The following is a 23,105-nucleotide window of genomic DNA, read 5'->3' on the forward strand; positions in this document are numbered from 1 at the left end:
ACTGATCGGTGATCTCTCCACCGCGTACCACGCAATCGACGTTGTCGCCGATCAGGTCCACGCGGCGATCGCTCACCCCCATGTCGAGCTGTATGTCAGGGTAGCGCTCATAGAATGCCGGCAGTGCCGGTATCAGGATCAGGCGGGCAAAGGGGCTGGGCACATCCACCCGCAGCCTGCCCCTGGGCGCTTCCGCCGCACTGGAGAGACTGGTTTCGGCGTCCTCCATGTCGGCCAAAAGACGTAGCGCACGCTCGTAGTAGGCCGCACCGTCCGCCGTCACCTTGACCTGGCGGGTGGTGCGGTTGAGCAGCTTCACCCGCAAGCGGGCCTCGAGCTGCTGCACCAGTTGTGTCACGCTGGTCTTACTCATGTGCAGGGTCTCGGCCGCCTTGGTGAAGCTGCCGGCCTCCACCACGCGCACAAAAGCCTGCATCGCGTCAAAACGGTCCATCTACGCCCTATCTAGCCAGGTGATTGTTTGGGTACCGCAAACAGTGATGATTGGACTTGCTTGTTTATCCGGTCGGCGACGCCGCCTACAGTCGCTCCATCGCAAAACCGGGCCCGCTTGGTCCACCAATGGAGTCTTAAATGGCAATTCGTGACGTCGTCTTTCCCGCAGGGCGCCAGGCGCTGTACGAGCACAACCGCTACTCACCGGCCGTTCGCGCCAATGGTTTTCTCTTCGTTTCCGGCCAGGTAGGCAGCCGCGAGGACGGCTCGCCCGAGCCCGAACTGGAAGTGCAGGTCAGGCGGGCCTTCGAGAATCTTAACGCGATCCTGCAAGCGGCAGGCTGCAGCTTCGACGACGTGCTCGACGTCACCGTCTTTATCGTCGACCCTGAATCGAACTTCGAGAAGATCTGGCGGATCGTGCCGGAGTACTGGGGTGAGGCCCCCCACCCCACGCTGACCGGCATAGGCGTTACCTGGCTCTACGGCTTCCAGTTCGAGATCAAGGTCATCGCCAAATTACCAGAAGCAAGCGCTGGCTGAGGGACGAGCAGTAGCGGGGCGGTCAAGCGCTAGGCTGCGGTGACCGGCTTCAAAACCAACGCCCCGCTCTGCCGCCCGGCCCTTGCCGACACCGCGGCAGCAACCAGGATCATGGCCGCGCCAGTCCAGGCGATGGCGGCGAGCGAGCTGCCTTCTACCACCAAGCCCCCCAGCGCCGCACCGGCAGCACGCGCCAGCTGCATGGTGGAATTGTTGAGGCTGAGCATGATGCCGGAGGCGGCCGGCGCGAGGCTTACCAGGTTGAACTGCTGGGCCGGGCCGGATGACCAGGCAAAGAAGGTCCAAAGCATCAACGCCGGGTAGACAACCAGGGCGTGGGCGCCAAAGGAGCCCAACAGTACCAGCATCAAGAAGTGCAGCGCCAAGCCGTACTGCAGGGTGCGCTGGCCGCCAAAGCGGTCCACGCTCCAGCCCCCAAAGCGCGAACCCACCAGGCTGGCTACACCCAGCGCGAACAGCGCCGTACGCACCGCGCCCTCTCCCAACCGGGTCACGTCCAGCAAAAAGGGCGAGACATAGGTGAACATCACAGAGAAGCCACCCAGCCAGAAAAAGCTCACCAGTAGCGCGGCCTGCAGGCGCGGCTGCTTGAGCAGTGCCAATTGCTCGCGCAGTGGCATGGCCTGCTCGGCGGCCACCTGGGGCAGCGAGCGGTGGATCAGCGCCATGGCGAGCGCCCCCAGCACGGCAATGCCGGCAAAGATGCTGCGCCAATCGTGCGCGGCGGCGATCCAGCGGCCCAAGGGCATGCCGATGATGAGCGAGACGGTAAAGCCCATGATCACGGTGGCGATGGCACTCCCCTGCTTGCCCGGCGGGGCAATCTGCGCCGCAATGCTGAGTGCGTTGACCACCACCACGCCCGCGCCCAGTGCCATCACCACCCGTGCCAGCATCAAGAGGCCAAAGCCCGGTACGACAAAGGCCAGCAGGTTGCCGAGCACGAACACGGCCAGGGCCCCCAGCAACAGCCGACGGCGCGGCAAGCGGGCGGTCAGGGCCATGGCCAGAGGAGTAAAGAGTGCGTAGACCAGGGCAAAGGCGGTAATCAACTGGCCGGCCGAGGTGACCGATACCCCCAGGGCCGCCGCGATCTGATCGAGAGTGCCGGCGATTACGTATTCCGACGTGCCAACCAGAAAGCTGACCAGGGCCAGCAGGTAAATCCGCCAATTGCTCACCATCTTGCCTACCTCCAACAACCTGCCGGGCAGCCATTGCCCGCTACAGGGTCGGCATGATCCAATAAGCGGCAATATCATTCAAATCGATTGGATCGATAGTGAATATCAGAGAATCCGATCTGCGTGGCGTAGACCTCAACCTGCTGGTCACCTTTCTGGTGCTCATGCGCGAGCGCAGCGTCTCGCGCGCGGCAGAGCGGTTACACCTGGGCCAGCCGGCGGTCAGCGGTGCGCTGGCACGGCTACGCGAGCTGCTGGGGGACGAACTGCTGGTACGTACCGCCCAGGGCATGCAACCCACGGTACGGGCGCAATTGCTGCAGCAACAGATCGCCCCGGCACTGGAACACCTGCAGACGGCCTTGTTCGAACCGGCCGGTTTTGACCCGGCCACCGACGCCCGCACCTTCACCCTCGGCATGCCAGACTGGATCGAACTCTGGCTGATGCCCAGGCTGTTCGCCCGGCTGCAGCAGGTCGCCCCCAAGGTACGCATCGCCATCAAGGCCAGCGACCCGTTCTCCGGTACCGCCATGCTGGAGCGGGAGGAGATCGACCTCAGCATAGGTTCGGCCCGCGACGCGCCGGCCTGGCTGCGCACCCAGCCACTACGCACCATGCAGTTCCATTGCATCTACAACCGCAAGCTGGTGCCAACCGGTCCTGCCATCAGCCTGGCCGAGTACACCCAGGCCACGCACCTTTTGGTCACCTATCGCACCGCCTTCTTCGGCGTGGTCGACGAAAAACTGGCCGAGCTGGGCCTGCAACGCGATGTCTGCTACAGCACGCCCCACTTCTCCACCCTGCCGGGCATACTGGCCAGCACGCCGGCCGTTGCCACCGTGCCGGCCGTGCTGGCCGAACGCTGGCGGGACGAAGCCGGCCTGCACCTGAGCCCCGTTCCCATCCCCCTGCCGGACTTCACCATCAAGGCCATCTGGCATGCCACCCGCGACCAGGACCCTGCGCTGCGCTGGCTGCTGGCGGTGGTCGAGGACGTGGTCACCACCTGTACCCGCCAGGCGGCCCAGAAGACCGCCCGGCAACTGGAGAAAAGCGCATGAGCATCGAAATCAGCAAGGCCGACCACGAGCAGGCCGTCGCTTCCTTACAGCGTTACGCCGCCGAATATTTGGACGAGCCGCTTGGCAACCTGGCCGCCGGCAGCCTGCTGCAGTTCTTTCTCGAAGAGATTGGCCCACTGGTCTACAACCAGGCAGTGGCCGATACCCAGTCCTATCTGCAGGCCAAGGTCATGGAGGTGGACATCGAGGTCCACGAGGATGCCTTCCAATATTGGTCAAAATACGCGTCAGGTCGCCGTCGTTAGTATGGTGTGAACCTGGCCGCCGCGGCCCTGTCTTAGCTGCAGCTATCCAAGGAGCCCCCATGGACGACGATGATGACCTGGTCCGCCCCGTCGGCGCAGTACGCCCCAGCTCTCCCGCCCGTATGACGGCCGACCGTTACGACAGCTGGCGCAGCCGCGTCTGGTTGCTCGCGCCACCGCGCAAGGTGAACTTCCCCACCCTGCTGACCCGCTTGCAGCGCCGCAAGGACGCTGCTGCGGAGCAGGCCACCCCGGCAGATCCCGTTGAACATCCGCTAGCGGACAGCGGCACAGTGGGCCGTCTGCTTGATACCGAGGCGTAAGGTCAGCCACCTCAAGACCACCTCGCCTAGCCAAATGCCTGCGGGTGATGCCGGGCATACCAGCCCGTCACCGCAACATGATCCTGCTGCAGAAATCCCTTCAAACCAGGCACCCTCAGCAGCAGGAGAGCGCTGACTGCAAACCCCAAGGCAAGACAGTGATAGACCAGGTGCAAGGCCAGGTGCGCCAGCAGCAGGCCGGCAAGCAGCGGCCCCAGGGCGGCAGATAGTTGCCCGCTAGCCAGGTGCACCGCCGTCATGCGGGCCCGAAAATCCGGCGGCATGGCCAGCATGCGATGGGTCTGCCCCACCAGCTGGGTGACCGACAAGCCCAAGCCAATAGCGGCAAAGGCCGGCAGCAAGGTCCAGCCCTGCTGGCTTGGGCCTATCATCGCCAGACCTACGCCGCACAAGGCGACCGCCGCCAGCAGGGCATGCCAGCGCCCCAGCCGGCGTACGGCCTTGTCGGCCAGCCAGAAGGTGCCCAAGAGCAAACCACCCGACAGGGCCGCCTCGCACGCACCCAGCCAGGCCGCGCCCAATCCCAGCGACTGCAGCTTGAGCGGTACCAGCATGCTGGTGGCGGGCAGAAAGCACACCATCATCAAGCAGCCAGCCAAGGTCCAGTAACGATCAAGCGGCACACCCCATTTGGCCCGCAAGCCCGCCCTCAACGCCGGCAGCCAGCGCTCTGCCTGACCCAGGTTCGCGGCTTGCGGCACGGGCGCTGACCAGCTGGCCAGCGCCAAGGCCAACAGCAAGAACAAGGCACCCAGCAAGAAGCCCGGCAGCAAGCCCCCCAGCGCCAGCACCGTACCCGCCAACGCCGGGCCCAGCAAACGCCCCACGGCCTGGCAGCGCTTGCGTAAACGCAGCGCCGCGGCCAGCGCCGTTGCCGGCAGCTGCTCAGCCAGTACACAGGCCAAGGCGGGCTGCAGCAGTCCGTGGGCCAGCACGCTGAGCAGCGTACCGGCCAGCAGCCAGCTCAAGCGGTAGCTTGCATGGGCAGCCAAGGCCGACATCAGCGCGGCATCGAGCAACAAGCCCATCAAGCCCAGCCGTATCAAATTGATCTTGGCGTAGCGGTCAACCAACGGCGAGAGCAAGGGCATGGCAAGCAGGCTGCCCAGCGAATACAACACGCCATAGCGCGCCAGGTCGGTTGCGCCACCACGGCTGGCCATCCACCAGGCCAGCGACACCTGCAGCAGCGCCCCAGCCAGCAGGCTCAACAGCTCGCAAGCCAGTACACGGTAGGGCGTTGTGAGGCACAAAGAGGTAGTGAGTAGACGAACAAGCGGCATGGCGGTATCCGGTTAGAAAGTACCGCCAGCCTACGTGCTGCCAACCCGCCCGCTTAGCACCAGGGCCAAGGGCTTGCGGCGATACAGCCGGCCCATGGCCGGGTCTTGTATCCATCAGAAAAGCCCTCTCTGTATCGATACACAAACCACCCCAGCCGACTATCATGCGGCATCTCGCTACCGACCTTGCCGCCGTGTCTGCCGCGCCACCCCGCTACCAACAATTGGCCGACCTACTGTCCGCACGCATCCAGAGCGGCACCCTGCCGGCTGGCGCTCAGCTGCCAGCAATACGCCAGCTATGTGCCGCCCATCAGGCCAGCCTCGCCACCGTGACCCACGCTTTGCATAGGCTGGAGGCGGCAGGGCTGATCACCGCCCGCCCCAGGCAAGGCTTCTTTGTCAGCGCGGGCGCCAGTCGCCCAGCCCAGGCGGCTACGCTGGGCGAGTTGCAGCCCATTGCGCTGCAAGGCCACCGCCGCTTGTTGATGGAGCTTGCAACTACGCAGGCAAACTGCCTGTCCCTGGGGCATCTGCGCATGGACGACCGCCTGCTGCCCACCGCCGCCCTCAAGCGCCTGTTGCAGCAACATCTGCGGCAGGATGCCGAAGTGCTGACCCGCGGTTCCGGCTACGGCAATGCCACGGTACGCGAGCAAATCGCTCGTCGGGCGCGCCAGTTCGGCTGCGACTTCGACCCTGAGGGCATCATCCTGACCAATGGCGAATCGGAAGCCGTGGAGCTGTGCCTGCGCCAGTTGACCCGCCCGGGCGATGTGATCGCCGTGCCATCACCAGGCCCCATGCGCACGCTGGAGTGCATTGCCTCGCTGGGCCTGCAGATCCTGGAGGTTCCGGCCGACCCCGACCATGGCCTTTCCCTCCCCGCACTCGCCTTTGCCTTGCAGCACCACCCCGTTGCGGCCTGTGTGGTGGAGGCCAACTACGCCAGCCCCACCGGCAGCCTGATGAGCGATGCAGACAAGGCCGCACTGCTCGCCCTGCTCCAGCAGCACAATATTCCGCTGATCGAATTCGATGCCTTTGGCGACCTGCACCACGGCCATGAACGCCCCCGCCCCATCAAGGCCTTCGACAGGCACGACAACGTGCTCTATTGCAGCGGCATGGCCTGCCTCTCCAGCCCCGGCTTCAGCATTGGTTATATCGCCACCGGCCGACATCGCATCACCTTGCGCACCGCCCGCATCGTCCATGGCGAGCTGATCCCCGGCATCGTCGAAGAAACCTTGGCCAGCTTCATGATCAGCGGCCAGTTCGACCAGCACCTGCGCCGTTTGCGCCGCCACCTCGCCCAACAGCTGACCGCGCTGCGAATGGCCGTGCTACGTCACTTCCCTGCTGGCAGCCGGGTCAGCCAGAGCGAAGGCGGTTATCTGCTGTGGGTGGCGGTCCCCGGGATCAATACCACCGAGCTGCTGCATGCCGCCCGCAAGGCAGGGTATACCTTCATTCCCGGCCGGGTGTTCAGCCTGGGCAATGCCTTCGACCACTGCCTGCGGCTCACCGCCGGTTACCCGCTGGATGCCAAACGCGAACAAGGCATACGCACCCTGGGAGAGCTGGCCCGGCAACTGCAGAAACCGGTCAGCTAAGCACTCAAGCCACCACCGAGGCGGCAAGGAAATATCCGCCGACCTGGCCCGTGACAGCCGCCCCAGGCTGTGCTGAGATAGCACATCCCCATCGCGCCGCTCCCCGCCCGTCATGCGCACCACCACACACAGCCCCATCCTGCCTGCACCAGCTCCCGTCCCAGCCTGGCAGGCAACGCCCATCGCCCTGCCGGCAGCAGATGGTTACCCACTGCGCGGCTTTGCCTGGCGCCACCCGCTGCCGGATGCCAAGCGTCCGCTGGTCATCATCAATGCCGCCACCTCGGTACGCTGCCGTTACTACAACCGCTTTGCCGACTGGCTCTACCGGCATGGTTTTGATGTATTGATCTACGACTACCGTGGCATAGGTGAATCGCGCCAGGGCTCCTTGCGCGGCTTTACGGCATCCTGGGCAGACTGGGGCGCGCTGGACTTCGAGGGCGTGCTGCAATATGCCGCCACCCAGTTCCAAGGCCAGCCGGTACACGTGGTGGGCCATAGCATCGGTGGCTTCGTGATCGGTCTGGCGCCATCCAACCACCTTATCGCCCGTATCTTCACCATGGGCGCGCAGTACGCCTGCTGGCATGACTATGCCCAGGCCCATCGCTGGCGCATGTACCTAAAATGGCATGTCTTCATGCCCTTGCTGACTGCCCTGTATGGCTACTTCCCCGGCAAGCGCCTGGGCTGGCTGGAAGACACACCGCGCGGCGTGGTCTGGGACTGGACCCGCCGCAACAAGCGCCCCGGCCGGCCCTGGCTGCGAATTAGCAACAGCGCGCCGGGCGCACCCAACCCGTTGCGCCAGTTCGATGCCGTCACCGCCCCCATCCTGGCCGTGGGCATCAGTGATGACGAATTCGGCACCGTTGCCGCCATAGACCGATTGCTGGCGCGCTTCCGCAGTAGCGCCGGCACCCATCTGCGCATTGCCCCCGCTGCAGTCGGCGAGGCTCAGATCGGTCACTTCGCTTTCTTCCACAGCCGTTTCGAACGCAGCCTCTGGCCCTTGGCGCTGCATTGGCTGCAGTCCGGCGAAGTGAGAGACGTCGTGCATCCAGGCCATTAGACCGCCAAGTCTGGCTCTCCCCCAGTTGGTGGATGGCAAACCGTCGCCTAGCCGTTACCATGCGCTCCTCACTTATCGACTGATCACGCCCATGCGCCCTCTCACCCTCCGCCTCGCCAGCACCTGCCTCTTGATCGTCCTGTCCGGTTGCGGCCAGGCCGAGGTATCGGACCAGCGCCGTGACTTCATCGACGCGCGCGATCACGGCTGGTTGGACCTGCAAGTCAATCTACCGGCCAACCGCCTGAACGAAGAAGCGGCTAAGCAAGGCTGCGAGCTGACCACCAGCGTTGACGGTGAGCAGTTTGTACGCGAACACCTCTACCCGCAGAGCGAAGCCCAGCCCAAGGTCGAGACCGGCTTTCGCTTCTCGGTACCCGCAGGCAACCACGAGATCGCACTCAAGCTGGAGCATTGCCAGGCGGAACCGCAGACGTTCAGCCTCACGACCAAGCTGAAGAAAGACCACTTGCTGGCGCTGAACTTCGATGGTGAACAGCTGCGCGCCGGCGACAGCGACACCTATGCCCCCGCCACCCTGGACAAGCTCAAGGACAGACTGGCACAGCTGGAAGAAGCGCAGGAAGACACGGAAAAGAGCATCAACAAGCAGTTCCGCCGCCTTTCCCTGCTGCTGATCTTCGGCCTGGTCATTTCGACCTTGCTGGTGATGTATGCCGGCAAGCGACGCAATTAGCGAGCACTTGGAGTTTGGCGCTATTGAAAGCCCTTGAAATTCCGCTTGATCTCAAGTTGACTTGAATTTGCATACTGATCTCACGCTCAAAACGTGAGGTCAGCCATGTCCGTCTCCACCCGCAACGCCACCCTGCGCCGCCTGCTCGATGCCAACGCTGCCTTCTCGCTCGACGCGGTCGGCACCACCAACCACTTGCCCATGGCGCTGGTCGCCCTGGCCGGCCTGGGTGCCAGCGCCCAGCGGTTGGAGGCCTATTTCGCCATGTGGTCGCAGCGCTATGCCCGCGCGTTGCCAGCCGTCGAGCTCGCGCTCAACCGCAACAACTGGCAAGGCCAGATCGGTAACCGTGCCGCCTTTGGCGCCCTGCAGGCCTTGTTTACCGAGTGGGTGGCACATGAGGGCGCGCCCAAGGTCATCGCGCATGTGCTGGGCCATATCCCGGCCGCCCCGGCCAGCGGCGCCTTCCATGCCTTTATCCGTCTGGGCTATGCCCTGGAAGCCAGGCACGAGGGCGAGGTCGGCGCCGCCCTGGCGGCCTTTGTAGCCGGTAACCTGGCCATTGCGCTCGATGTGAGCGAACGCGTCCCCGCCGCCAGCGTAGAGACCGCAATGGCCCGGCTTTCTGAGGCGCAGGCCGGACGCAGCTATGTCGGCGAGGCCATCACCAGCCGCCTGCGTGCCGTGGCTGCAGACCCCACCTTTGACGCCGCCCTGCAGGCCCCGCCCGACACCCCCGACCTGCTCGACGCGCTGTCCCATGCCGCCATCGCACTCTACTGGCAGACCGGTAACTTCACCGTCCTGCACATGGTCACCGGGCTTGCCGCTGGCCGCGCCGTGCTGGCGCTATTGCCCGATGCACTGGCAGCACGTTACCGCGCGGCGCTTTGGGTGGCCTTCTGCGCTGCCTACGCCAGCGTCGGTGCGCCAGCCTTGCGGTCCCTACCCGTGCCAGACGCCATCGCAACCTGGCCAGAGCTGTTCGCCGCCGCCCGCGAGGACGACGATGATCACGTGATCAAGATGACCTACACCTGCTACCGGGAATCGCTGCGCGATCCCAACCCGCTCTACCGGGCAGCGGCAGCCAGACTGGTTGGACAGGCACTGGCCGCCTGAGCCGCCGCCCGACATAAAAACTTCAGCCACTTGTAGCACGTTCGTCATGCCAATGACATGAGTTATTTCCAGACTGCACCTTCCAGAACGAGGAGGAGGAAACCCTCATGCAACAACGGCAAAACAAGCTGGCCCGTCCGGCTCTGGCGCTGCTGATCGCCACACTGGGCGGACTGGGCCTTAGCGCCTGCAGCGGCAACGAAGACAACGTGGTGGCATTGCCCGCGCTGGGCGGCGCCACCCCGCTGGTGATCGGCCATCGTGGCTTGCCCGGCCTCTACCCGGAAGAAACCCGCCCCGCCTACGAGGCAGCGGCCGACGCCGGCGCCGATTCGCTCGAGACCGACCTGCATCTCACCAAGGATTGCCAGTTGGTCGCCCGCCACAACCCCTGGCTCAGCGACAACACCAATATCGCCGAGGTAGCCAAGACCAACCCCGAAGTGGCCCGCCGCAAGCGCACCGTACCCGGCGTAATGGTCAAGGTGAGCTGGCCGACCACGGCCGATAGCGGTCCCAGCAGCTACCTGAGCGACCTCACCGACCCGAACGACCCCAAGTCGGTACTCAAGTCGCTGGTGGTGGATGGCGAGGACCATACCAATGACTGGTCCATCAGCGATTTCACCGTAGCCGAACTCAAGGCCTGGATAGGCGGCACCACCTACGATGCCCGCGACCAACGCCCCAGCGAGCTCAATGGTAAGTACCCCATCATCACCTTCCAGGAACTGCTCGATATCGCCGCCGCCAAGAGCAAGACCCTGGGCCGCACCCTGTCGGTCTACCCCGAGGTGAAGAACCCGATCTGGAACAACGCCCAGGCCATCGCCAACGGTTGTGGTGCCGTCGGCAGCCACCCGATCGAAGACGCCCTGCTCAAGTCGCTCAACGACAACAAGCTCAATAGCCGCGATTCCGCCATCTATGTGCAGAGCTTCGACCCGGCCAGCCTCAAGTACCTGCGCAGCAAGGGCCTCCTGGCCAAGGTGGTACAGCTGGTAGACGGCAATGACGTCAACTATAAGACCGGCGAGATGATCTACAACACCGGCGATGCCTACACCATCGTCGACGGCCGCCCCTACAGCTGGACTGTCAACGGTGACTCGCGCTACTTCGGCGCCATGCTCACCCCGGCGGGACTGGCCGAGATCAAGACCTACGCCGACGGCATCGGCCCCTGGAAACCCCAGGTCATGGCGCTCAAGGTCAGCCCCTGGAAGGACAAGAACGCCGATGGCACGCCCTATGTGGGCTCGCTGGCCGATGTGAACTCGATCGAACCGACCAGCCTGATCGCCGATGCCCACAAGCTCGGCCTGTTCGTGCACAGCTACACCTTCCGCAATGAGAAGAAATATCTGGCCGGCCTCTACAACGGCGACCCGCAGGCTGAGTACCTGAAGTTCTTCCGTGCCGGCATCGACGGCGTGTTCACCGACTTCGCCAACACCGGTTTTGCTGCCCGCGCCGTCTGGTTAAAGGAAAACGGCCGGTAAGTAGGCATTGCATGTAACGTCAGCACCGGCATCATCACCTCGCCCGGGGGACCCGGGCGCTCGGGAATTGACTGTTGGAAAGCCCCTCGCAGGCTTTCACAGCACGGCACGGAAGGCCGCGATCCTTCCCCCAAACGGGGGATGATCGCGGCCTTCAGCTTCGTTATGCTGCGGCAATTCCCCACCGGAACCCGCCATGCTGCGCGCCCTCTTTGCCTGCCTGTGCTGTACCTTGGTCTTTGCCAACCCCTGCAAGGAAATGCCGCTCAAGCTGAACCAGATGGCCCAGCGCGACCAGCTCAACCGGCAGGCCCTCAGGCAGCTGCAGCTCGACAGCAAGACCGACACGGCCGAAGCCACCAAGCTACGGCAGCAGGCCCTAGCCGACGACACCAGCAATCAGGCCACCCTCAAGCGCCTCTTGGCGCAGTGTGGCTGGCCCAAGGACCCGGGTGTACGACACGACGCCTGGCTGATCACCCAACACGCGGGACAGGACCGTCCGCTGCAGCGCAAGGTACTGGCACTGATGCAGGCCCTGCCTGATCTCACACGCAGCGAGCAGACCGACCTCGCCTATCTCGAGGATCGGCTCAACCGGTTTGACAACAAACCGCAGCGCTATGGCACCCAGTTCCTGCGAACCGACCGCTGTACGATCCAGTTCGCCCCCATTGACGACCTTAAGGCGGTAGAACAACGCCGGCAGGCCTTGGGGCTGCCACCGACAGCCGACTACTTGGCAGACCTGCAGCGTGACATGCCGAAGGACTGCCCCCGCTTGATCTCAGTACCGACCACCCAGATTAGCGGCCACTAAGTCAACGGCAACAACATTCTCGCGTTGAAGGAACCAATACCCGCGTGATCGCACCAAGCGGCAACGCCTTCGGTCCAATGGGCTTGGGTGTTCCCCCGGGGTGGCTTACACTCTCGTCGCCGCGGCATAAACAAAACTAGGCAGGCAGCACCGCATGCCCGCCCATAGACAGGTTCCGCTCCACCCCATGACCCGTGCTTCCCAACGCTCGTCCCAACTTGCCAGCAGCCTGCTGCTGGTCCTGCTGGCGCTGCACAGCCCGGCCAGCGAACTCGACGACCTCGTCAAGCGGGCCAACGGTGCCCAGGGCAAGGTAAAACGCTACCTCGACGACCTGCGCGAGCGCGCCTCCGACCCCGGCACCATGAACGAGGCCGATTGGCAGGCCCTGCGCGAAGCCGAGACCAGCATCGAGACGCCTCCCTTCCGACGCCTGCTGGCCGGTGGCAACACGCTGCAGTACGAGGTGGAGAACTTCCGCGCCAATGCCTTTGAGGCCTATGCCACCAAGGGCGACGAAGCCCACGCGTTGGACACCCTTCAGGCCATGGGCCAGGCCATGCTGGTGCCGCACCTCAACCTGCTGATCCAGGAACGCTTTCCAACCAGCCAAGCCAACCCGGCCTTGCAACGCATCATGGCGCAGAACACGGTCGCCGCCCGCATGGGCAAGCAATCGGCGCTCGGTACCGCCTACCAGCCGGCACTGAGCGATGCCGAGAAGGCGGCCGGCCTCTCCCTCTATTGGTCGCAGGCACGCAGCTACTTCGTGCACTTCGACCATGTCGCCGACCTGGACTGGGATGCCGCCTACCTCAGCTTCCTGCCCAAGGTGCAGGCCGCCAAGACCACCAAGGATTACTACCGGGTGCTGATGCAGTTCGCCGCCCTGCTGCATGACGGCCACAGCAACGTCTACCCACCCGCCCAGCTGGAGGCCGACTTCTATTCGCGGCCGCCCATGCGTACCGCCCTGATCGAAGGCAAGGTCGTCGTCACCAGCGTACAGAGCCCCAGCCTGCAACAACGCATTGCCGTGGGTGACGAGATCGTTGCCATCGACGGCCAGCCGGCGCAGCAATACGCCCGGCAGAATATCGAGCCCTACGTCAGCAGCAGCACGCCGCAGGACCTGCAGGCCCGTCTCTACGGCAGTCAGTTGCTGGCAGGCGCGGAGGGAAAACCGCTCAAGCTCACGCTGGCCAAGGCCGGCGGCAAGGCCAGCCAGCTCACCGTCGCCCGTAGCGGCTATACCGACGTGGTACCGCGTAAGTTCTTCGACTTCCATATCCTGCCGGGCAATATCGCCTACCTCTCGCTCGATCACTTCGAGACCGACCAGGGCCTGCGCCTCTTCCGCGAGCACCTGCCCGAGATCCAGCAGGCCCGCGGTCTGATACTGGACGTGCGCCGTAACGGCGGTGGCAATACGGGCATCGGGCTCAACATCCTTGCCCACCTTACCGACAAGCCCATCCCCAACGGCGCCTACAGCGTGCGGGCTGACAGCGGCCTCGACCATACCCGCTTCGACTGGCTGCGCATGCGGCCGGATTCGACCGGCGAATTCTTCAAGCCCGAACCGGTCGAGCAGTACACCGGCCCGGTCATGGTGCTGGCTGGCGCACAGACCTTCTCCGCGGCAGAGGACTTCCTGATGGCCTTCGACGTCATCGCGCGCGGCAAGATCATCGGCGAGCCCAGCGGTGGCAGCACCGGCCAGCCCCTGCTGTTCTCGCTGCCCGGCGGTGGCCTGGGGCGCATCTGCGTCAAGCGTGATGCCTACCCGGACGGCAAGCCCTTCGTCGGCATCGGCATCCAGCCCCAGATCGTGGTGGCGCCCACCGTGGCGGATATCCGTGAAGGTCGCGACCCGGTACTGGAGCGGGCCAAGACAGAGATCGAACAGATCGCGGCCCACTGAAGGGGCACCCACCGCCTTACCTGCCGCGCCAAGGAGTCCCATGCCCGACGTGATCGGTATCGACCACCTCTATATCACCGTGTCCGACCTCGCTCGCGCCGAGGCCTTCTACGACCGCGTCTTTACCGTGTTGGGCTTTCGCCGCAACCAGTTCGAGCTACATGGCGAACCGCATATCCAGTACTACAACCGCCACTTCGGCTATGTGCTGCGCCCCGCGCGTAGCGACCTCCCGCACAACCCCTACAGCCCCGGCCTGCACCACTTCTGCCTGCGGGTAGAGCGCGTGGAAGACGTGCAGGAAGCGGCCCGCCAGCTGCAGGCTGCCGGCATCGCAGCCAGCGACGCCGCTCCTCACCCCGGTTACGCGCCGGACTACTGGGCTACCTTTTTCAGCGACCCGGACGGCATCCGGCTGGAGATCACCAACTACCGCCAGGAACGCCGCGAGCGGCACGATCACTGGTAAGCTGCGGGCCGCGCCGCTCTCTTGCGGCAGCCAGCCAATATCATGTGTGTCAATTATTTCCCCGTCTCCAACAAGGTCCTGGAAGAACAATTCCTGGCCCGGCTGATCACGCCGGAGGAATCCCCAACCGAGGCCTGGAAAGGCCAGTTCGCCGCCATGCTGGTCAAGCACCGCCAGACCGGCGAGCGGGTGGCGACGCAAGCGCGCTTTGGCCTCTTGCCGCACTTTGCCCAAGAGGTGCGCTATGCCGACAAGACCTACAACGCGCGGATGGAAACCGTCGCCGAGCTGCCGTCCTACAAGCCGGCCTGGACGGCATCGCGTTTCTGCCTGATCCCCATGTGCGGCTTTTGCGAGCCTTGCTACGAATCCGGCCAGCCCGAGCGCTGGCAGATCGGCATGGAGGACGACGCGGCCTTTGCCGTCGCCGGCATCTGGTCCTGGTGGCGCAACCCGCACACCCAGCAGGGCGAGGCCAGCTTCTCCATGCTCACCATCAATGCCGACGAGCACCCGCTGATGCGCCGCTTTCACGCGCCCGGCGACGAGAAGCGCATGCCGGTCATCATCCACCCCGAGAACTACGACCGCTGGCTCTCGGCCACGCCCGAGCAGGCCCGCGCCCTGGCCCAGCCCTTCCCGGCCGATCTCATGCGCAGCCTGGCGGCGCCGCTGCCCAAGCTCAAGCAGCCCTCCCCCAACTTCAGCCTGTTCGACGAGCCCGAACCAGTCTGAGTCCAGCCGACAACTATTCCATATACCGGAATAGCCCTTTGCAAATTTCGGCTATTCAATACATTCATCAGCACATCTAGACTGCGTAGCCATACAGGGGCGCTTCCCGCTCTTGATCGCCAACGGAGATCCATGATGAAGCTCTACCACTTCCCGCTGTCCGGCCACTCGCACCGCGCTTGGCTGTTCCTGAACCTGTTGGGCCTCGAGCATGAAGTCGTCGAGGTCAACCTGGCCCAGGGCGAACACAAGTCCGCCAACTACCTGCGCCTCAACCATTTCGGCCAGGTACCGGTACTGCAAGACGGAGATACCGTCGTGCCCGATTCCAATGCCATCCTGGTCTACCTGGCCAAGAAGGCTGGCCGTACGGATTGGCTACCAGAAGCCCCGGCCGCCGCCGCCGCCGTGCAGCGCTGGCTCTCGGTCGCCGCCGGGCAGATCGCCGCCGGCCCGGCAGCCGCCCGCCTGATCACCGTGTTTGGCGCCAAATTGCGGCCTGAAGAAGTCATCCCCCGCGCCCACGCCATCCTCGCCCTGGTCGAGGCCGCCCTGCAGGGCCGCGACTGGCTGGTCAACGACCAACCTACCATCGCCGATATCGCGCTCTACAGCTATATCGCCCACGCCCCCGAGGGCAATGTGGACCTGAGCGGCTACCCACAGATCCTGGCCTGGCTGGGCCGCATCGAAGCCCTGCCGGGGTTCGTTGCCATGCCGCAGACCAAAGCAGGGTTAGTCGCGTAGCAGCCCCAACCTTAGCCACCGCGAGGAGGCGTACTTCGCTTCCTCGGCCTCAAGGAGTCCATCATGTCCCAGATCAATGTCCCCGCCGCCCCTGCGGGCTCGCCCTGGCACACCGGTGAGGTAGCACTGCAGCGCCGCGCCGGCGTGGAAAAGCAGATGGACGCCGTCGGCCGCCGCGTGGTGCGGAGCTATATGCCGGAGCAGCACCGCGAGTTCTTCCCCCAGCTGCCCTTTGCCGTGTTTGGCAGTGTGGATGCGCAGGGAGATGCCTGGGCCAGCTTGCTCTCTGGCGGGGTGGGGTTTCTGCAGTCGCCCGACCCGCGTAGCCTGACAGCCGAGTTTCCCCGTGATCCAGCAGACCCGGCCGATGCCGGCATGGGCGACGGCCAGCCGGTAGGTCTCTTGGGCATCGAGCTGCACACCCGTCGCCGCAACCGCATGAACGGCCTGCTCTCGCGCAGCGGGCCGGAGCGCTTCCGGCTCGACGTGGTGGAGAGCTTCGGCAATTGCCCGCAGTACATCCAGCTGCGGCAGTTCGAAGCCACTCGCGCGCCCGGCACGCCCTCACCCGAAGGCCCACAATGGCTGCCGGCACTGGATGAGCGCGCCCAGGCCCTGATCGCCGGGGCTGACTCCTTCTATGTCGCATCCTACGTCGACCTGGAAGACGGACAGCGCAAGGTGGATGTCTCGCACCGTGGCGGCCGGCCCGGCTTTGTGCGGCAGAACGCCGACGGCAGCCTCACCATTCCCGACTTTGCCGGCAATCTGTTCTTCAACACGCTGGGCAATATCCTGCTCAACGGCAAAGCCGGCCTCGTATTCGTGGACTTTGAGCGCGGTGATCTGCTGCAACTGAGCGGCGATGCCGAGGTGCTGCTGGACAGCCCCGAGACCGCCGCCTTCCAGGGCGCCGAGCGGCTATGGCGCTTCATACCCCGGCGCATGGTCTATCGGCCACAGGCCTTGTCACTGCGCTGGGCCAAGCAGCCGGCCGGCGCCTCCCCCAACTCCCTGCTCACCGGCAACTGGGAACAGGCGGCAGAGCGCCTGCACGCTGCCGAGCTCAGCCGCCAGTGGCGGCCCTTCGAGGTGGTAGAAATCATCGACGAGAGCAGCACCATCCGCTCCTTCGAGCTTGCGCCCGCCGATGGCGTGGGTCTCATCCCGCACCTGGCCGGCCAGCACCTGCCCCTGCGCGTGCAGCTGCCGGGTCAGGAACAGCCGGTACAGCGCAGCTACACCCTCTCGGTCGCGCCCTCGGACAACCGCTATCGCATCAGCGTCAAGCGTGATGGCCTGGTCTCAAAGTACCTGCACGACATGGTCCGCCGCGGCGACCGTATCGAGGTCCGTGCGCCAGCCGGCGGCTTTACCCTGGACGCCACCCAACGGCGCCCCGCGGTCCTGCTGGCAGCCGGCGTGGGCATCACCCCCATGCTGTCCTTTGTCCGCCATATCGCCTACGAGGGTGCCCGCAAGCGCCGTGTGCGGCCTACCTGGTTGTTCCAGTCCAGCCGCACCCTGGCCGAGCGTGCCTTCGATGCCGAGATCGGCGGCCTGGTCGGCCGCACCCAGGGCGCCATCCGCCATATCCGCGTGCTGTCGCAACCAGGCAATGCCGTACCGGGTGAGGACTACGATGCCGAGGGACATATCGACGTCAACCTCCTGCGCGCCGTGCTGCCCTTCGACGACTACGACTTCTACCTCTGCGGTCCGGCCGGCTTTATGCAGTCGGTCTACGACGGCTTGCGCGAGCTCAACGTGGCCGACGCCCGCATCCATGCCGAAGCCTTTGGTCCTTCCAGCCTGCAGCGCAAGCCGGACGAGGGCGCACCCAGCAAGCCACTATTGCCGCCGGCCACCGTGCCTGTGCCAGTGGTGTTTGCCGATTCCGCCAAGGAAGCCCGCTGGCAGCCAGGTGAAGGCAGCCTCCTGGAGCTGGCCGAGCAGCGCGGCCTTGCGCCAGCCTTCAGCTGCCGCAGTGGCAGTTGCGGTAGCTGCCGTACCCGCGTGCTGGAAGGGGAAGTGAGCTATGCGGCCCAGCCCTCGGCCGAGGTCGGCGAAGGCGAAGCCCTGGTCTGCTGTGCCATACCCGCGGCAGGTAGCCAACGCGTGGTCCTGGCGCTCTGAGCGCCGGGATACCGGATCGATTCAATCGTCTGGATAAGAAAGGAGCAGTCCATGAAAGACCATCCCCCCGCCCCGACCGGGCAAGGCGGCTTCAAGGCATGGTGGCGTAAACAAGTGCTGAACGCGACCTGCTGCTGGCAGGCGGTAGACGCCTACGGTCTGGGTCTGGCCGGCACATTGGAGCGGCACGAGGCCGAGCTACCGCCGGAACTGCCGGTACCGACCAGCATGGGCTGGTCGCTGGAATGAGCAGCCAAGCTGGTGCCGCTAGCCCCAACCCGGCATAGCGGCGCCTAGACGAGGGATTTAAGGCGGGTGCGCAACCAGGCCGAGCGGTCCTGGTTACTCGCATCCGGGCTGGTCGAATTCTGCTGAGCCTGACCTTGGTCGACCTGCTCCTGACCACGGGCATTGTGCGTATTGGCGCCCTCACTGCCGGCGCTACCAGAGACGCCTGTCACCCCATCCGTCACCCTGGCCGGCTCACCCTTGGGCAGCTGCTTCAGGTCACCACCAGGGCCAACCAGGTTGGTATAGCGCTCAGGCAGGGTGCGGTTATAGGCGACCAGTTTGTCCACCACGTCCTGCTCCGAGTCGCCACTGGCCTTGGCCTGCTGGTAGAGCGCCACGCGTTGCGCCACGATCTGGTCGATCTCGCTCTCGGCGCTCTTCCAGCTCTGTTCGTTCAAGGGGGTATCGGTGCCCAAGAGGCGCCAGGGTTGCGAGCTGGTATCCACAGCCAGACCATTGCGCTGGTAGGCCAGCGCCTCTGCGCCGGTCGCGCCCGTGGGGGCCTGCAGCTTGGCTTGCCCATAGAGGATGGTCACGCCAGGCAGGTTGCCTTGCTGGCTGTCGCTGACCTGCTGCAGCACCTTGGCCGCATCCGAGATATTCACATCGGCATCAGCAGCTGCTAATGCAGTGGAGTTATTTGCCGAGGCAGCGGCAAGCGCTTGCCGTGCTATGGGCAAGAGGTTTGCTGAGGTATGGCCTGTATAGGCGGCCAAAGCCTTGTTGGTAACGGGTAGCATGGCTTTTCTCCTGATCAACCAGCCAACTGGATCTTTCTGTCAGTGGGCTATTGAGCAAAGGGAATGCCAGCTCGTTAAATCCTTTTATAACAACAACTTAATTACAATTTCACGGCAAAATCAGGATCAATCTTTGCCGCCTGTCCTGGTCGCCTCTGCGGCGGCCGCCTCGCGCAATTTATCCTTCTTGCTCTTGCGCTTACCCTTGACGCCACCACCATCAGCCGCCACCAGGCTGGTCGTGGGCAGCACCGCCTCACTGGATTCAAAACCCGCAATCTGCTCGCGCGCCACGCGCAAGCCCTGGCGCTTCTCGATCAGCTTGAAGTGCGCCTCCGTAGCCGCACTGACAAAGCTCACCGCCATGCCCCGCTCACCGGCCCGGCCGGTGCGGCCTATGCGGTGGGTGTAGTCCTCGGTCGAGCGTGGCAGGTCATAGTTCAGCACTACCGGCAGCTCGGCAATGTCGATGCCGCGGGCGGCCAGATCGGTGGCCAGCAGGATGGCGGTATGGCCAGCCCGAAAACCCGCCAGCACGGTCGAGCGCGCCCCCTGGCTCAGCTCGCCATGCAAGGCAGCGGCCGAGAGGCCCTGCCGCCGCAGCTTTTCGGCCAAGCGTTCAGTCGCCAGCTTGGTGGCCACAAAGACCAGCACCTGCCGCCAGCCTTCGGCCTGGCAAAGGTGGGCCAGCAAGGCGGTACGCTGTCCCTCGTCCACCGCGATCGCACGCTGCACGATATCCGGTGCGGCTGCGGCCTCCATGGCGATTTCCACCTTGGCCGGCTTGTGCAGGAGCTGCCCCGCCAGCCGCCTGACCGCCGGTGGGAAGGTGGCCGAGAAGAACAGGTTCTGCCGCCGGCTGGGCAGCCGGTCCAGCACGCTGGCCAGCTCATCGGCAAAGCCCAGCTCCAACAGCCGGTCGGCCTCATCCAGCACCAGTACCGCCAGCTCTGAGAGCTTGAGGCCGTTGTGGTCCACCACATCCAGCAAGCGGCCCGGCGTGGCCACCACCAGGTCGGCACCGCCGCGCAGCCGCATCAGCTGCGGGTTGATCGATACCCCACCATACAAGGTCACCACCTTGGGTTGCTCAGGCAGGCCGCGGGCCAAGGCCTCCAGCACCGCGCCCACCTGTTGCGCCAGCTCACGGGTAGGCACCAGTACCAGACCATGGAGCGGTCGGCGCAGGCCGGCCTGGTAGTGCTGCTGCCAGCCGTGCAGCAGCGGCAGGCAGAAGGCAGCGGTCTTGCCCGAGCCGGTCTGTGCCTGGGCCAGCACATCCTGCCCGCCCAGCGCCACCGGGATCGCCGCGGTCTGTACCGGTGTGGCATGGCGGTAGCCCAGATCGACGGTGGCCTGGATCAGGGCGGGATGGAGACCGAGTTCGGCAAAGGACATAGTGCGGGCCTGCAAGGGGGAGAAAAGACAACGGCCCCGAGAACAGGGCCGTGGTAATAAGCGTTCTGAATTATCCCAGATTAGGCAGCGCGCCGGTGACCGGCTGGCAGCCCGCCTGAGCGATCAAACTGCGCGCTGCATGAACAGTATCTCGGTGTCGGATTCCGGCTCCACCGCCGTAAAGCCCAGCTGCAGGTAGGTCCGCAACGCCGCCGGGTTGTCGCGGTAGACCCGTAGCGTAACGGTCCGCTCACCATGGCGCTCGCGCGCCGTGGCCATCAGCCAGCTGCACAGTGTCTTGGCGCCCCCATGCCCACGCCAGTGCGGCGAGATGATGATGCGCCCCAGGTGCACCGTGCCGGTAGGCCGCAACCAGAACTGTCCAAAGCCCAGCAGTCGGCCAGCCGCATCGGCCATGGCCCAGCTTTCTCCCTCGGCGACCTGCAGCAGCTCGGACAGGGCCGCCACCGTAAAGGGAAAAGGCAGCTGTGGCCCGGCCCAGCGGGCACAGTCGGTCGCGTTGCCTATCCAACTGGCCAGCTCAGCATAGTCGGCTACTGAAGGAAGACGGAACTGCGGCACGATCGGGCTCAATTGGCTGCTGCCCCACGCATGAACAGGGCGATGAAAAGGGCGACGAGAATGATCGACCACAGCACGCAACCCGGCACGATCCAGCAATAGTTGGCCCCGCTCAGCTTGCCGTTGCTCAGCCCCTGCGGGTCCGCGCACGCCCGGTTGATTGCGGCCTGTGCCGGAACCAGCCAAGCACACAGCAACGGCGGGCAAGCGAGGGCAAACCACAGCGGATAGGGGCGGCCATAGCCCAGGTAGCTCAGCACCAGTGCTACGCTGCAGGCCGCGGAGAACAACACGTAACCACTCGCCAGCCAGGCGGGTGACCACGCGAGCGGGATGCCACGTTGCCGCGCTTCCTGGTCTGCGACGCGATACAAGTCATGGGTGTAGAAGAGCATGCCGATCGCCCGCCACAGCGGCCAGACCTTGGCCTGCCGGTTGTGCCGGTAGGCCTGCCAGTGCTTATAGCTCCAGTAGTAGTGGTAGAGCCCGAAGGAAAGCAGATAAAGCATACCCAGCTTGCGCTGGCTGACCACAAAGAAGGGCATGGCGGTGGTATCGCCCTCCACCTGCAGCGCTGCTGTCGGCGGTGCATAGATGTTCTGGGTCATGCTTGCTCCTGTCCAGCGCTTAGCAATCTCATCGTGGCTCAGTTGGCAGCACCGGTGTAGATGGCGTAAAAGCCGTACCCGATCACCAACCACATCAGGGCCCCGATCACGAGCCAGATATAGTTGGCCCAGGTCAGCTTGCTGTTACCTTCACCCTCCGGGTCGCCACAGGCACGGTTGATCGCGCCTTGGGCAGAAACCAGCACGCTGCACATTATGGGCAAACAGATCAGCGACAGGATATCGGTGTAGGGGCTGCCAATATCCTTGTTGGAAAGCCGGTCCAAGACGGAGCTGACAATGGCGACCACCACATAGGTGCTTGCCAGGGAGCGTGGCTCCCAACCTATGCGTACACCTCGCCGCAATGCTTCGCGATCTGCCGCTTCAAATAAGCTATGCGCAAAGAAGATGGTGAAGATCGCCCGGAGTACCGGCCAGATACTGCCACCATGCACGCGCTTGTAGGCCTGCCATTGCTTGTAGAACCAGTAAATGCGGTAGGTACCGAGGGTAGCCAGGAACAGCAGCACGAACTTGCGTTTGCCCACCACAAAGAACGGCGTTGCGGCAGCAAGCTCCCCCGCTTGTCCACCTTCAAGCCCCGTATTCAACACCGCCTTGGGCGGTGCATAAGCATCCAGATCCATACATCCCCCTGCTGATTGCGTACTCGTTGCACGCTTTGTCGGTTTATCCACCACGCCCAGCGCGGTCGGGGTCAGACTCTAGCCCAAGGACACGGCGGCCGACAATGTGCCCTCCGCAAACCGAGCATTGGCATTGTCATGCCGACGTAGGCAGGCTATGACACAGTGCACCGCCCGCCGTCGTGTTTGCCGAGGTTGTAGACGTCCATGCAACGCCCGCTGTCCATCGCTAACCTGACCTGCTGGATCACGGCCTTGGCTTGCGTTGTTACAACGGCCCGGGCAGCACCCGAGATCTATATCATCGACCCGGCCCAGACCAAACCCAGCTTCGAAGTGGACGCGATCGGTTTCTTGCGTACCCGCGGCGTGTTTCAGGCTATCACCGGGGAGCTGGTGCTCGATAGGGCGAGCCGTACCGGCAGCATTGAGGTGGTGATCCAGACTGGTTCGCTCAGCACCGGCTCAGAGCGCAAGGACGCCTTCCTCAAGGGCAAGGAATTCTTCAATTCCGAGGTCTACCCCAGTGCCGTCTTCAAGGTCGAGCGCTTCGAGTTCGACGACAGCCAGGCGGTGGATGCCCAAGGCACCCTGACCATGCTGGGCATCAGCAAGCCCGTCACCCTCACCATCACCGATATGCGCTGCGAGCCGCGTGGCCCGGAACGGATCATGACCTGCGAGGGTACGGTCAGCACCCGCATCAGCCGTGCCAACTGGGGCATGGATCGCTATTCGCTGCTGGTCAGCGACAAGGTCAGCATCAACGTCGTCGTGCTGGCCGTGCGCAAATAGCGCCCCATGCCCCGCGAGGGCGCACGCCCGGTGC

Annotated in this window: 25 protein-coding genes; 17 read left to right on the forward strand and 8 right to left on the reverse strand. The window is 64.5% G+C overall.

Annotation, left to right across the window (positions count from 1 at the left end; genetic code table 11):
* Positions 1 to 454 (reverse strand): LysR family transcriptional regulator (locus tag VIM95_RS09030; RefSeq protein ID WP_331984798.1); only part of this gene is annotated, 454 nt, incomplete at its 3' end.
* A 140-nt stretch (positions 455 to 594) separates the two neighbouring features.
* On the opposite strand from VIM95_RS09030, the gene VIM95_RS09035 reads away from it, so the two are divergent.
* Positions 595 to 999, forward strand: coding sequence for a RidA family protein (locus VIM95_RS09035; RefSeq protein ID WP_331984800.1), 405 nt, complete (start codon positions 595 to 597; stop codon positions 997 to 999).
* 29 nt (positions 1,000 to 1,028) lie between these two features.
* Here the strand turns inward: VIM95_RS09035 and VIM95_RS09040 are convergent, their stop codons facing one another.
* Entirely contained in the window at positions 1,029 to 2,204 is a 1,176-nt protein-coding gene (locus tag VIM95_RS09040) for an MFS transporter (RefSeq protein WP_331984802.1), read from the reverse strand.
* Positions 2,205 to 2,302: 98 nt separating this feature from the next.
* On the opposite strand from VIM95_RS09040, the gene VIM95_RS09045 reads away from it, so the two are divergent.
* The 3 genes from VIM95_RS09045 to VIM95_RS09055 are packed head-to-tail and all read left to right on the forward strand — an operon-like array spanning position 2,303 to position 3,860.
* Positions 2,303 to 3,271 carry a LysR family transcriptional regulator gene (locus tag VIM95_RS09045; RefSeq protein ID WP_331984803.1) on the forward strand — a complete coding sequence of 323 codons (969 nt, stop codon included), beginning with the start codon at positions 2,303 to 2,305 and terminating at the stop codon, positions 3,269 to 3,271.
* Positions 3,268 to 3,537, forward strand: coding sequence for a DUF2164 domain-containing protein (locus VIM95_RS09050; RefSeq protein WP_331984804.1), 270 nt, complete (start codon positions 3,268 to 3,270; stop codon positions 3,535 to 3,537). The genes VIM95_RS09045 and VIM95_RS09050 overlap by 4 nt, the downstream gene beginning before the upstream one ends.
* A 59-nt stretch (positions 3,538 to 3,596) precedes the next feature.
* Entirely contained in the window at positions 3,597 to 3,860 is a 264-nt protein-coding gene (locus VIM95_RS09055; protein ID WP_331984805.1) for a hypothetical protein, read from the forward strand.
* Positions 3,861 to 3,886: 26 nt separating this feature from the next.
* Here VIM95_RS09055 and VIM95_RS09060 read toward each other — a convergent pair whose 3' ends face one another.
* The gene (locus tag VIM95_RS09060; protein WP_331984807.1) at positions 3,887 to 5,164 is read right to left on the reverse strand and encodes an MFS transporter; all 1,278 of its coding nucleotides are present in this window, start codon (positions 5,162 to 5,164) and stop codon (positions 3,887 to 3,889) included.
* Between the two features lie 164 nt (positions 5,165 to 5,328).
* Between VIM95_RS09060 and VIM95_RS09065 the strand changes: the two genes are divergently transcribed.
* From VIM95_RS09065 to VIM95_RS09120, 12 genes are all read left to right on the forward strand, one after another.
* A complete protein-coding gene (locus VIM95_RS09065) occupies positions 5,329 to 6,780 on the forward strand; it encodes a PLP-dependent aminotransferase family protein (protein WP_331984809.1) in 1,452 nt (483 codons plus the stop codon).
* Between the two features lie 112 nt (positions 6,781 to 6,892).
* Positions 6,893 to 7,855, forward strand: a complete 963-nt coding sequence (locus tag VIM95_RS09070) for an alpha/beta fold hydrolase (RefSeq protein WP_331984811.1) — start codon at positions 6,893 to 6,895, stop codon at positions 7,853 to 7,855.
* A 91-nt stretch (positions 7,856 to 7,946) separates the two neighbouring features.
* Positions 7,947 to 8,552 carry a hypothetical protein gene (locus VIM95_RS09075; protein WP_331984813.1) on the forward strand — a complete coding sequence of 202 codons (606 nt, stop codon included), beginning with the start codon at positions 7,947 to 7,949 and terminating at the stop codon, positions 8,550 to 8,552.
* Between the two features lie 105 nt (positions 8,553 to 8,657).
* A complete protein-coding gene (locus VIM95_RS09080) occupies positions 8,658 to 9,674 on the forward strand; it encodes a questin oxidase family protein (protein ID WP_331984815.1) in 1,017 nt (338 codons plus the stop codon).
* Positions 9,675 to 9,781: 107 nt separating this feature from the next.
* Positions 9,782 to 11,176, forward strand: a complete 1,395-nt coding sequence (locus VIM95_RS09085) for a glycerophosphodiester phosphodiesterase family protein (protein WP_331984817.1) — start codon at positions 9,782 to 9,784, stop codon at positions 11,174 to 11,176.
* Between the two features lie 196 nt (positions 11,177 to 11,372).
* Positions 11,373 to 11,996, forward strand: a complete 624-nt coding sequence (locus tag VIM95_RS09090) for a DUF6624 domain-containing protein (RefSeq protein ID WP_331984819.1) — start codon at positions 11,373 to 11,375, stop codon at positions 11,994 to 11,996.
* A gap of 154 nt (positions 11,997 to 12,150) precedes the next feature.
* Complete coding sequence (locus tag VIM95_RS09095; RefSeq protein WP_331984821.1) at positions 12,151 to 13,920, forward strand: S41 family peptidase; 1,770 nt, start codon at positions 12,151 to 12,153, stop codon at positions 13,918 to 13,920.
* A 40-nt stretch (positions 13,921 to 13,960) separates the two neighbouring features.
* Positions 13,961 to 14,389 (forward strand): VOC family protein, encoded by a 429-nt coding sequence (locus VIM95_RS09100; protein WP_331984823.1) that lies wholly within the window; start codon positions 13,961 to 13,963, stop codon positions 14,387 to 14,389.
* Positions 14,390 to 14,431: 42 nt separating this feature from the next.
* Positions 14,432 to 15,124: an SOS response-associated peptidase gene (locus VIM95_RS09105; RefSeq protein WP_331984825.1), complete on the forward strand. Its 693-nt coding sequence runs from the start codon at positions 14,432 to 14,434 to the stop codon at positions 15,122 to 15,124.
* A gap of 132 nt (positions 15,125 to 15,256) precedes the next feature.
* Complete coding sequence (locus VIM95_RS09110) at positions 15,257 to 15,871, forward strand: glutathione S-transferase (protein WP_331984827.1); 615 nt, start codon at positions 15,257 to 15,259, stop codon at positions 15,869 to 15,871.
* 63 nt (positions 15,872 to 15,934) lie between these two features.
* Entirely contained in the window at positions 15,935 to 18,007 is a 2,073-nt protein-coding gene (locus VIM95_RS09115; protein ID WP_331984829.1) for a pyridoxamine 5'-phosphate oxidase family protein, read from the forward strand.
* A gap of 51 nt (positions 18,008 to 18,058) precedes the next feature.
* Positions 18,059 to 18,256 (forward strand): hypothetical protein, encoded by a 198-nt coding sequence (locus tag VIM95_RS09120; protein WP_331984831.1) that lies wholly within the window; start codon positions 18,059 to 18,061, stop codon positions 18,254 to 18,256.
* A gap of 44 nt (positions 18,257 to 18,300) precedes the next feature.
* Here VIM95_RS09120 and VIM95_RS09125 read toward each other — a convergent pair whose 3' ends face one another.
* The 5 genes from VIM95_RS09125 to VIM95_RS09145 form a co-directional block, all read right to left on the reverse strand.
* Complete coding sequence (locus tag VIM95_RS09125) at positions 18,301 to 18,903, reverse strand: hypothetical protein (RefSeq protein ID WP_331984833.1); 603 nt, start codon at positions 18,901 to 18,903, stop codon at positions 18,301 to 18,303.
* A 261-nt stretch (positions 18,904 to 19,164) separates the two neighbouring features.
* Entirely contained in the window at positions 19,165 to 20,436 is a 1,272-nt protein-coding gene (locus tag VIM95_RS09130) for a DEAD/DEAH box helicase (protein WP_331984835.1), read from the reverse strand.
* A gap of 123 nt (positions 20,437 to 20,559) precedes the next feature.
* Positions 20,560 to 21,018 (reverse strand): GNAT family N-acetyltransferase, encoded by a 459-nt coding sequence (locus VIM95_RS09135; RefSeq protein ID WP_331984837.1) that lies wholly within the window; start codon positions 21,016 to 21,018, stop codon positions 20,560 to 20,562.
* An 8-nt stretch (positions 21,019 to 21,026) separates the two neighbouring features.
* A complete protein-coding gene (locus VIM95_RS09140) occupies positions 21,027 to 21,626 on the reverse strand; it encodes a hypothetical protein (protein WP_331984839.1) in 600 nt (199 codons plus the stop codon).
* A 38-nt stretch (positions 21,627 to 21,664) separates the two neighbouring features.
* The gene (locus tag VIM95_RS09145) at positions 21,665 to 22,276 is read right to left on the reverse strand and encodes a hypothetical protein (RefSeq protein WP_331984841.1); all 612 of its coding nucleotides are present in this window, start codon (positions 22,274 to 22,276) and stop codon (positions 21,665 to 21,667) included.
* A gap of 207 nt (positions 22,277 to 22,483) precedes the next feature.
* Here VIM95_RS09145 and VIM95_RS09150 point away from each other — a divergent pair, with 207 nt between their 5' ends.
* The gene (locus VIM95_RS09150) at positions 22,484 to 23,071 is read left to right on the forward strand and encodes a YceI family protein (RefSeq protein ID WP_331984843.1); all 588 of its coding nucleotides are present in this window, start codon (positions 22,484 to 22,486) and stop codon (positions 23,069 to 23,071) included.
* Positions 23,072 to 23,105 lie beyond the last annotated feature (34 nt).

Source organism: Chitinimonas sp. (assembly GCF_036568685.1).
Classification (GTDB): domain Bacteria; phylum Pseudomonadota; class Gammaproteobacteria; order Burkholderiales; family Chitinimonadaceae; genus Chitinimonas.

Coding starts and splice junctions, on each gene's coding strand:
- VIM95_RS09035 (WP_331984800.1), top strand. CDS start 595: ATGGCAATTCGTGACGTCGTCTTTCCCGCAGGGCGCCAGGCGCTGTAC.
- VIM95_RS09040 (WP_331984802.1), bottom strand. CDS start 2,204: ATGGTGAGCAATTGGCGGATTTACCTGCTGGCCCTGGTCAGCTTTCTG.
- VIM95_RS09050 (WP_331984804.1), top strand. CDS start 3,268: ATGAGCATCGAAATCAGCAAGGCCGACCACGAGCAGGCCGTCGCTTCC.
- VIM95_RS09055 (WP_331984805.1), top strand. CDS start 3,597: ATGGACGACGATGATGACCTGGTCCGCCCCGTCGGCGCAGTACGCCCC.
- VIM95_RS09060 (WP_331984807.1), bottom strand. CDS start 5,164: ATGCCGCTTGTTCGTCTACTCACTACCTCTTTGTGCCTCACAACGCCC.
- VIM95_RS09065 (WP_331984809.1), top strand. CDS start 5,329: ATGCGGCATCTCGCTACCGACCTTGCCGCCGTGTCTGCCGCGCCACCC.
- VIM95_RS09070 (WP_331984811.1), top strand. CDS start 6,893: ATGCGCACCACCACACACAGCCCCATCCTGCCTGCACCAGCTCCCGTC.
- VIM95_RS09075 (WP_331984813.1), top strand. CDS start 7,947: ATGCGCCCTCTCACCCTCCGCCTCGCCAGCACCTGCCTCTTGATCGTC.
- VIM95_RS09080 (WP_331984815.1), top strand. CDS start 8,658: ATGTCCGTCTCCACCCGCAACGCCACCCTGCGCCGCCTGCTCGATGCC.
- VIM95_RS09085 (WP_331984817.1), top strand. CDS start 9,782: ATGCAACAACGGCAAAACAAGCTGGCCCGTCCGGCTCTGGCGCTGCTG.
- VIM95_RS09090 (WP_331984819.1), top strand. CDS start 11,373: ATGCTGCGCGCCCTCTTTGCCTGCCTGTGCTGTACCTTGGTCTTTGCC.
- VIM95_RS09095 (WP_331984821.1), top strand. CDS start 12,151: ATGCCCGCCCATAGACAGGTTCCGCTCCACCCCATGACCCGTGCTTCC.
- VIM95_RS09100 (WP_331984823.1), top strand. CDS start 13,961: ATGCCCGACGTGATCGGTATCGACCACCTCTATATCACCGTGTCCGAC.
- VIM95_RS09105 (WP_331984825.1), top strand. CDS start 14,432: ATGTGTGTCAATTATTTCCCCGTCTCCAACAAGGTCCTGGAAGAACAA.
- VIM95_RS09110 (WP_331984827.1), top strand. CDS start 15,257: ATGATGAAGCTCTACCACTTCCCGCTGTCCGGCCACTCGCACCGCGCT.
- VIM95_RS09115 (WP_331984829.1), top strand. CDS start 15,935: ATGTCCCAGATCAATGTCCCCGCCGCCCCTGCGGGCTCGCCCTGGCAC.
- VIM95_RS09120 (WP_331984831.1), top strand. CDS start 18,059: ATGAAAGACCATCCCCCCGCCCCGACCGGGCAAGGCGGCTTCAAGGCA.
- VIM95_RS09130 (WP_331984835.1), bottom strand. CDS start 20,436: ATGTCCTTTGCCGAACTCGGTCTCCATCCCGCCCTGATCCAGGCCACC.
- VIM95_RS09140 (WP_331984839.1), bottom strand. CDS start 21,626: ATGACCCAGAACATCTATGCACCGCCGACAGCAGCGCTGCAGGTGGAG.
- VIM95_RS09145 (WP_331984841.1), bottom strand. CDS start 22,276: ATGGATCTGGATGCTTATGCACCGCCCAAGGCGGTGTTGAATACGGGG.
- VIM95_RS09150 (WP_331984843.1), top strand. CDS start 22,484: ATGCAACGCCCGCTGTCCATCGCTAACCTGACCTGCTGGATCACGGCC.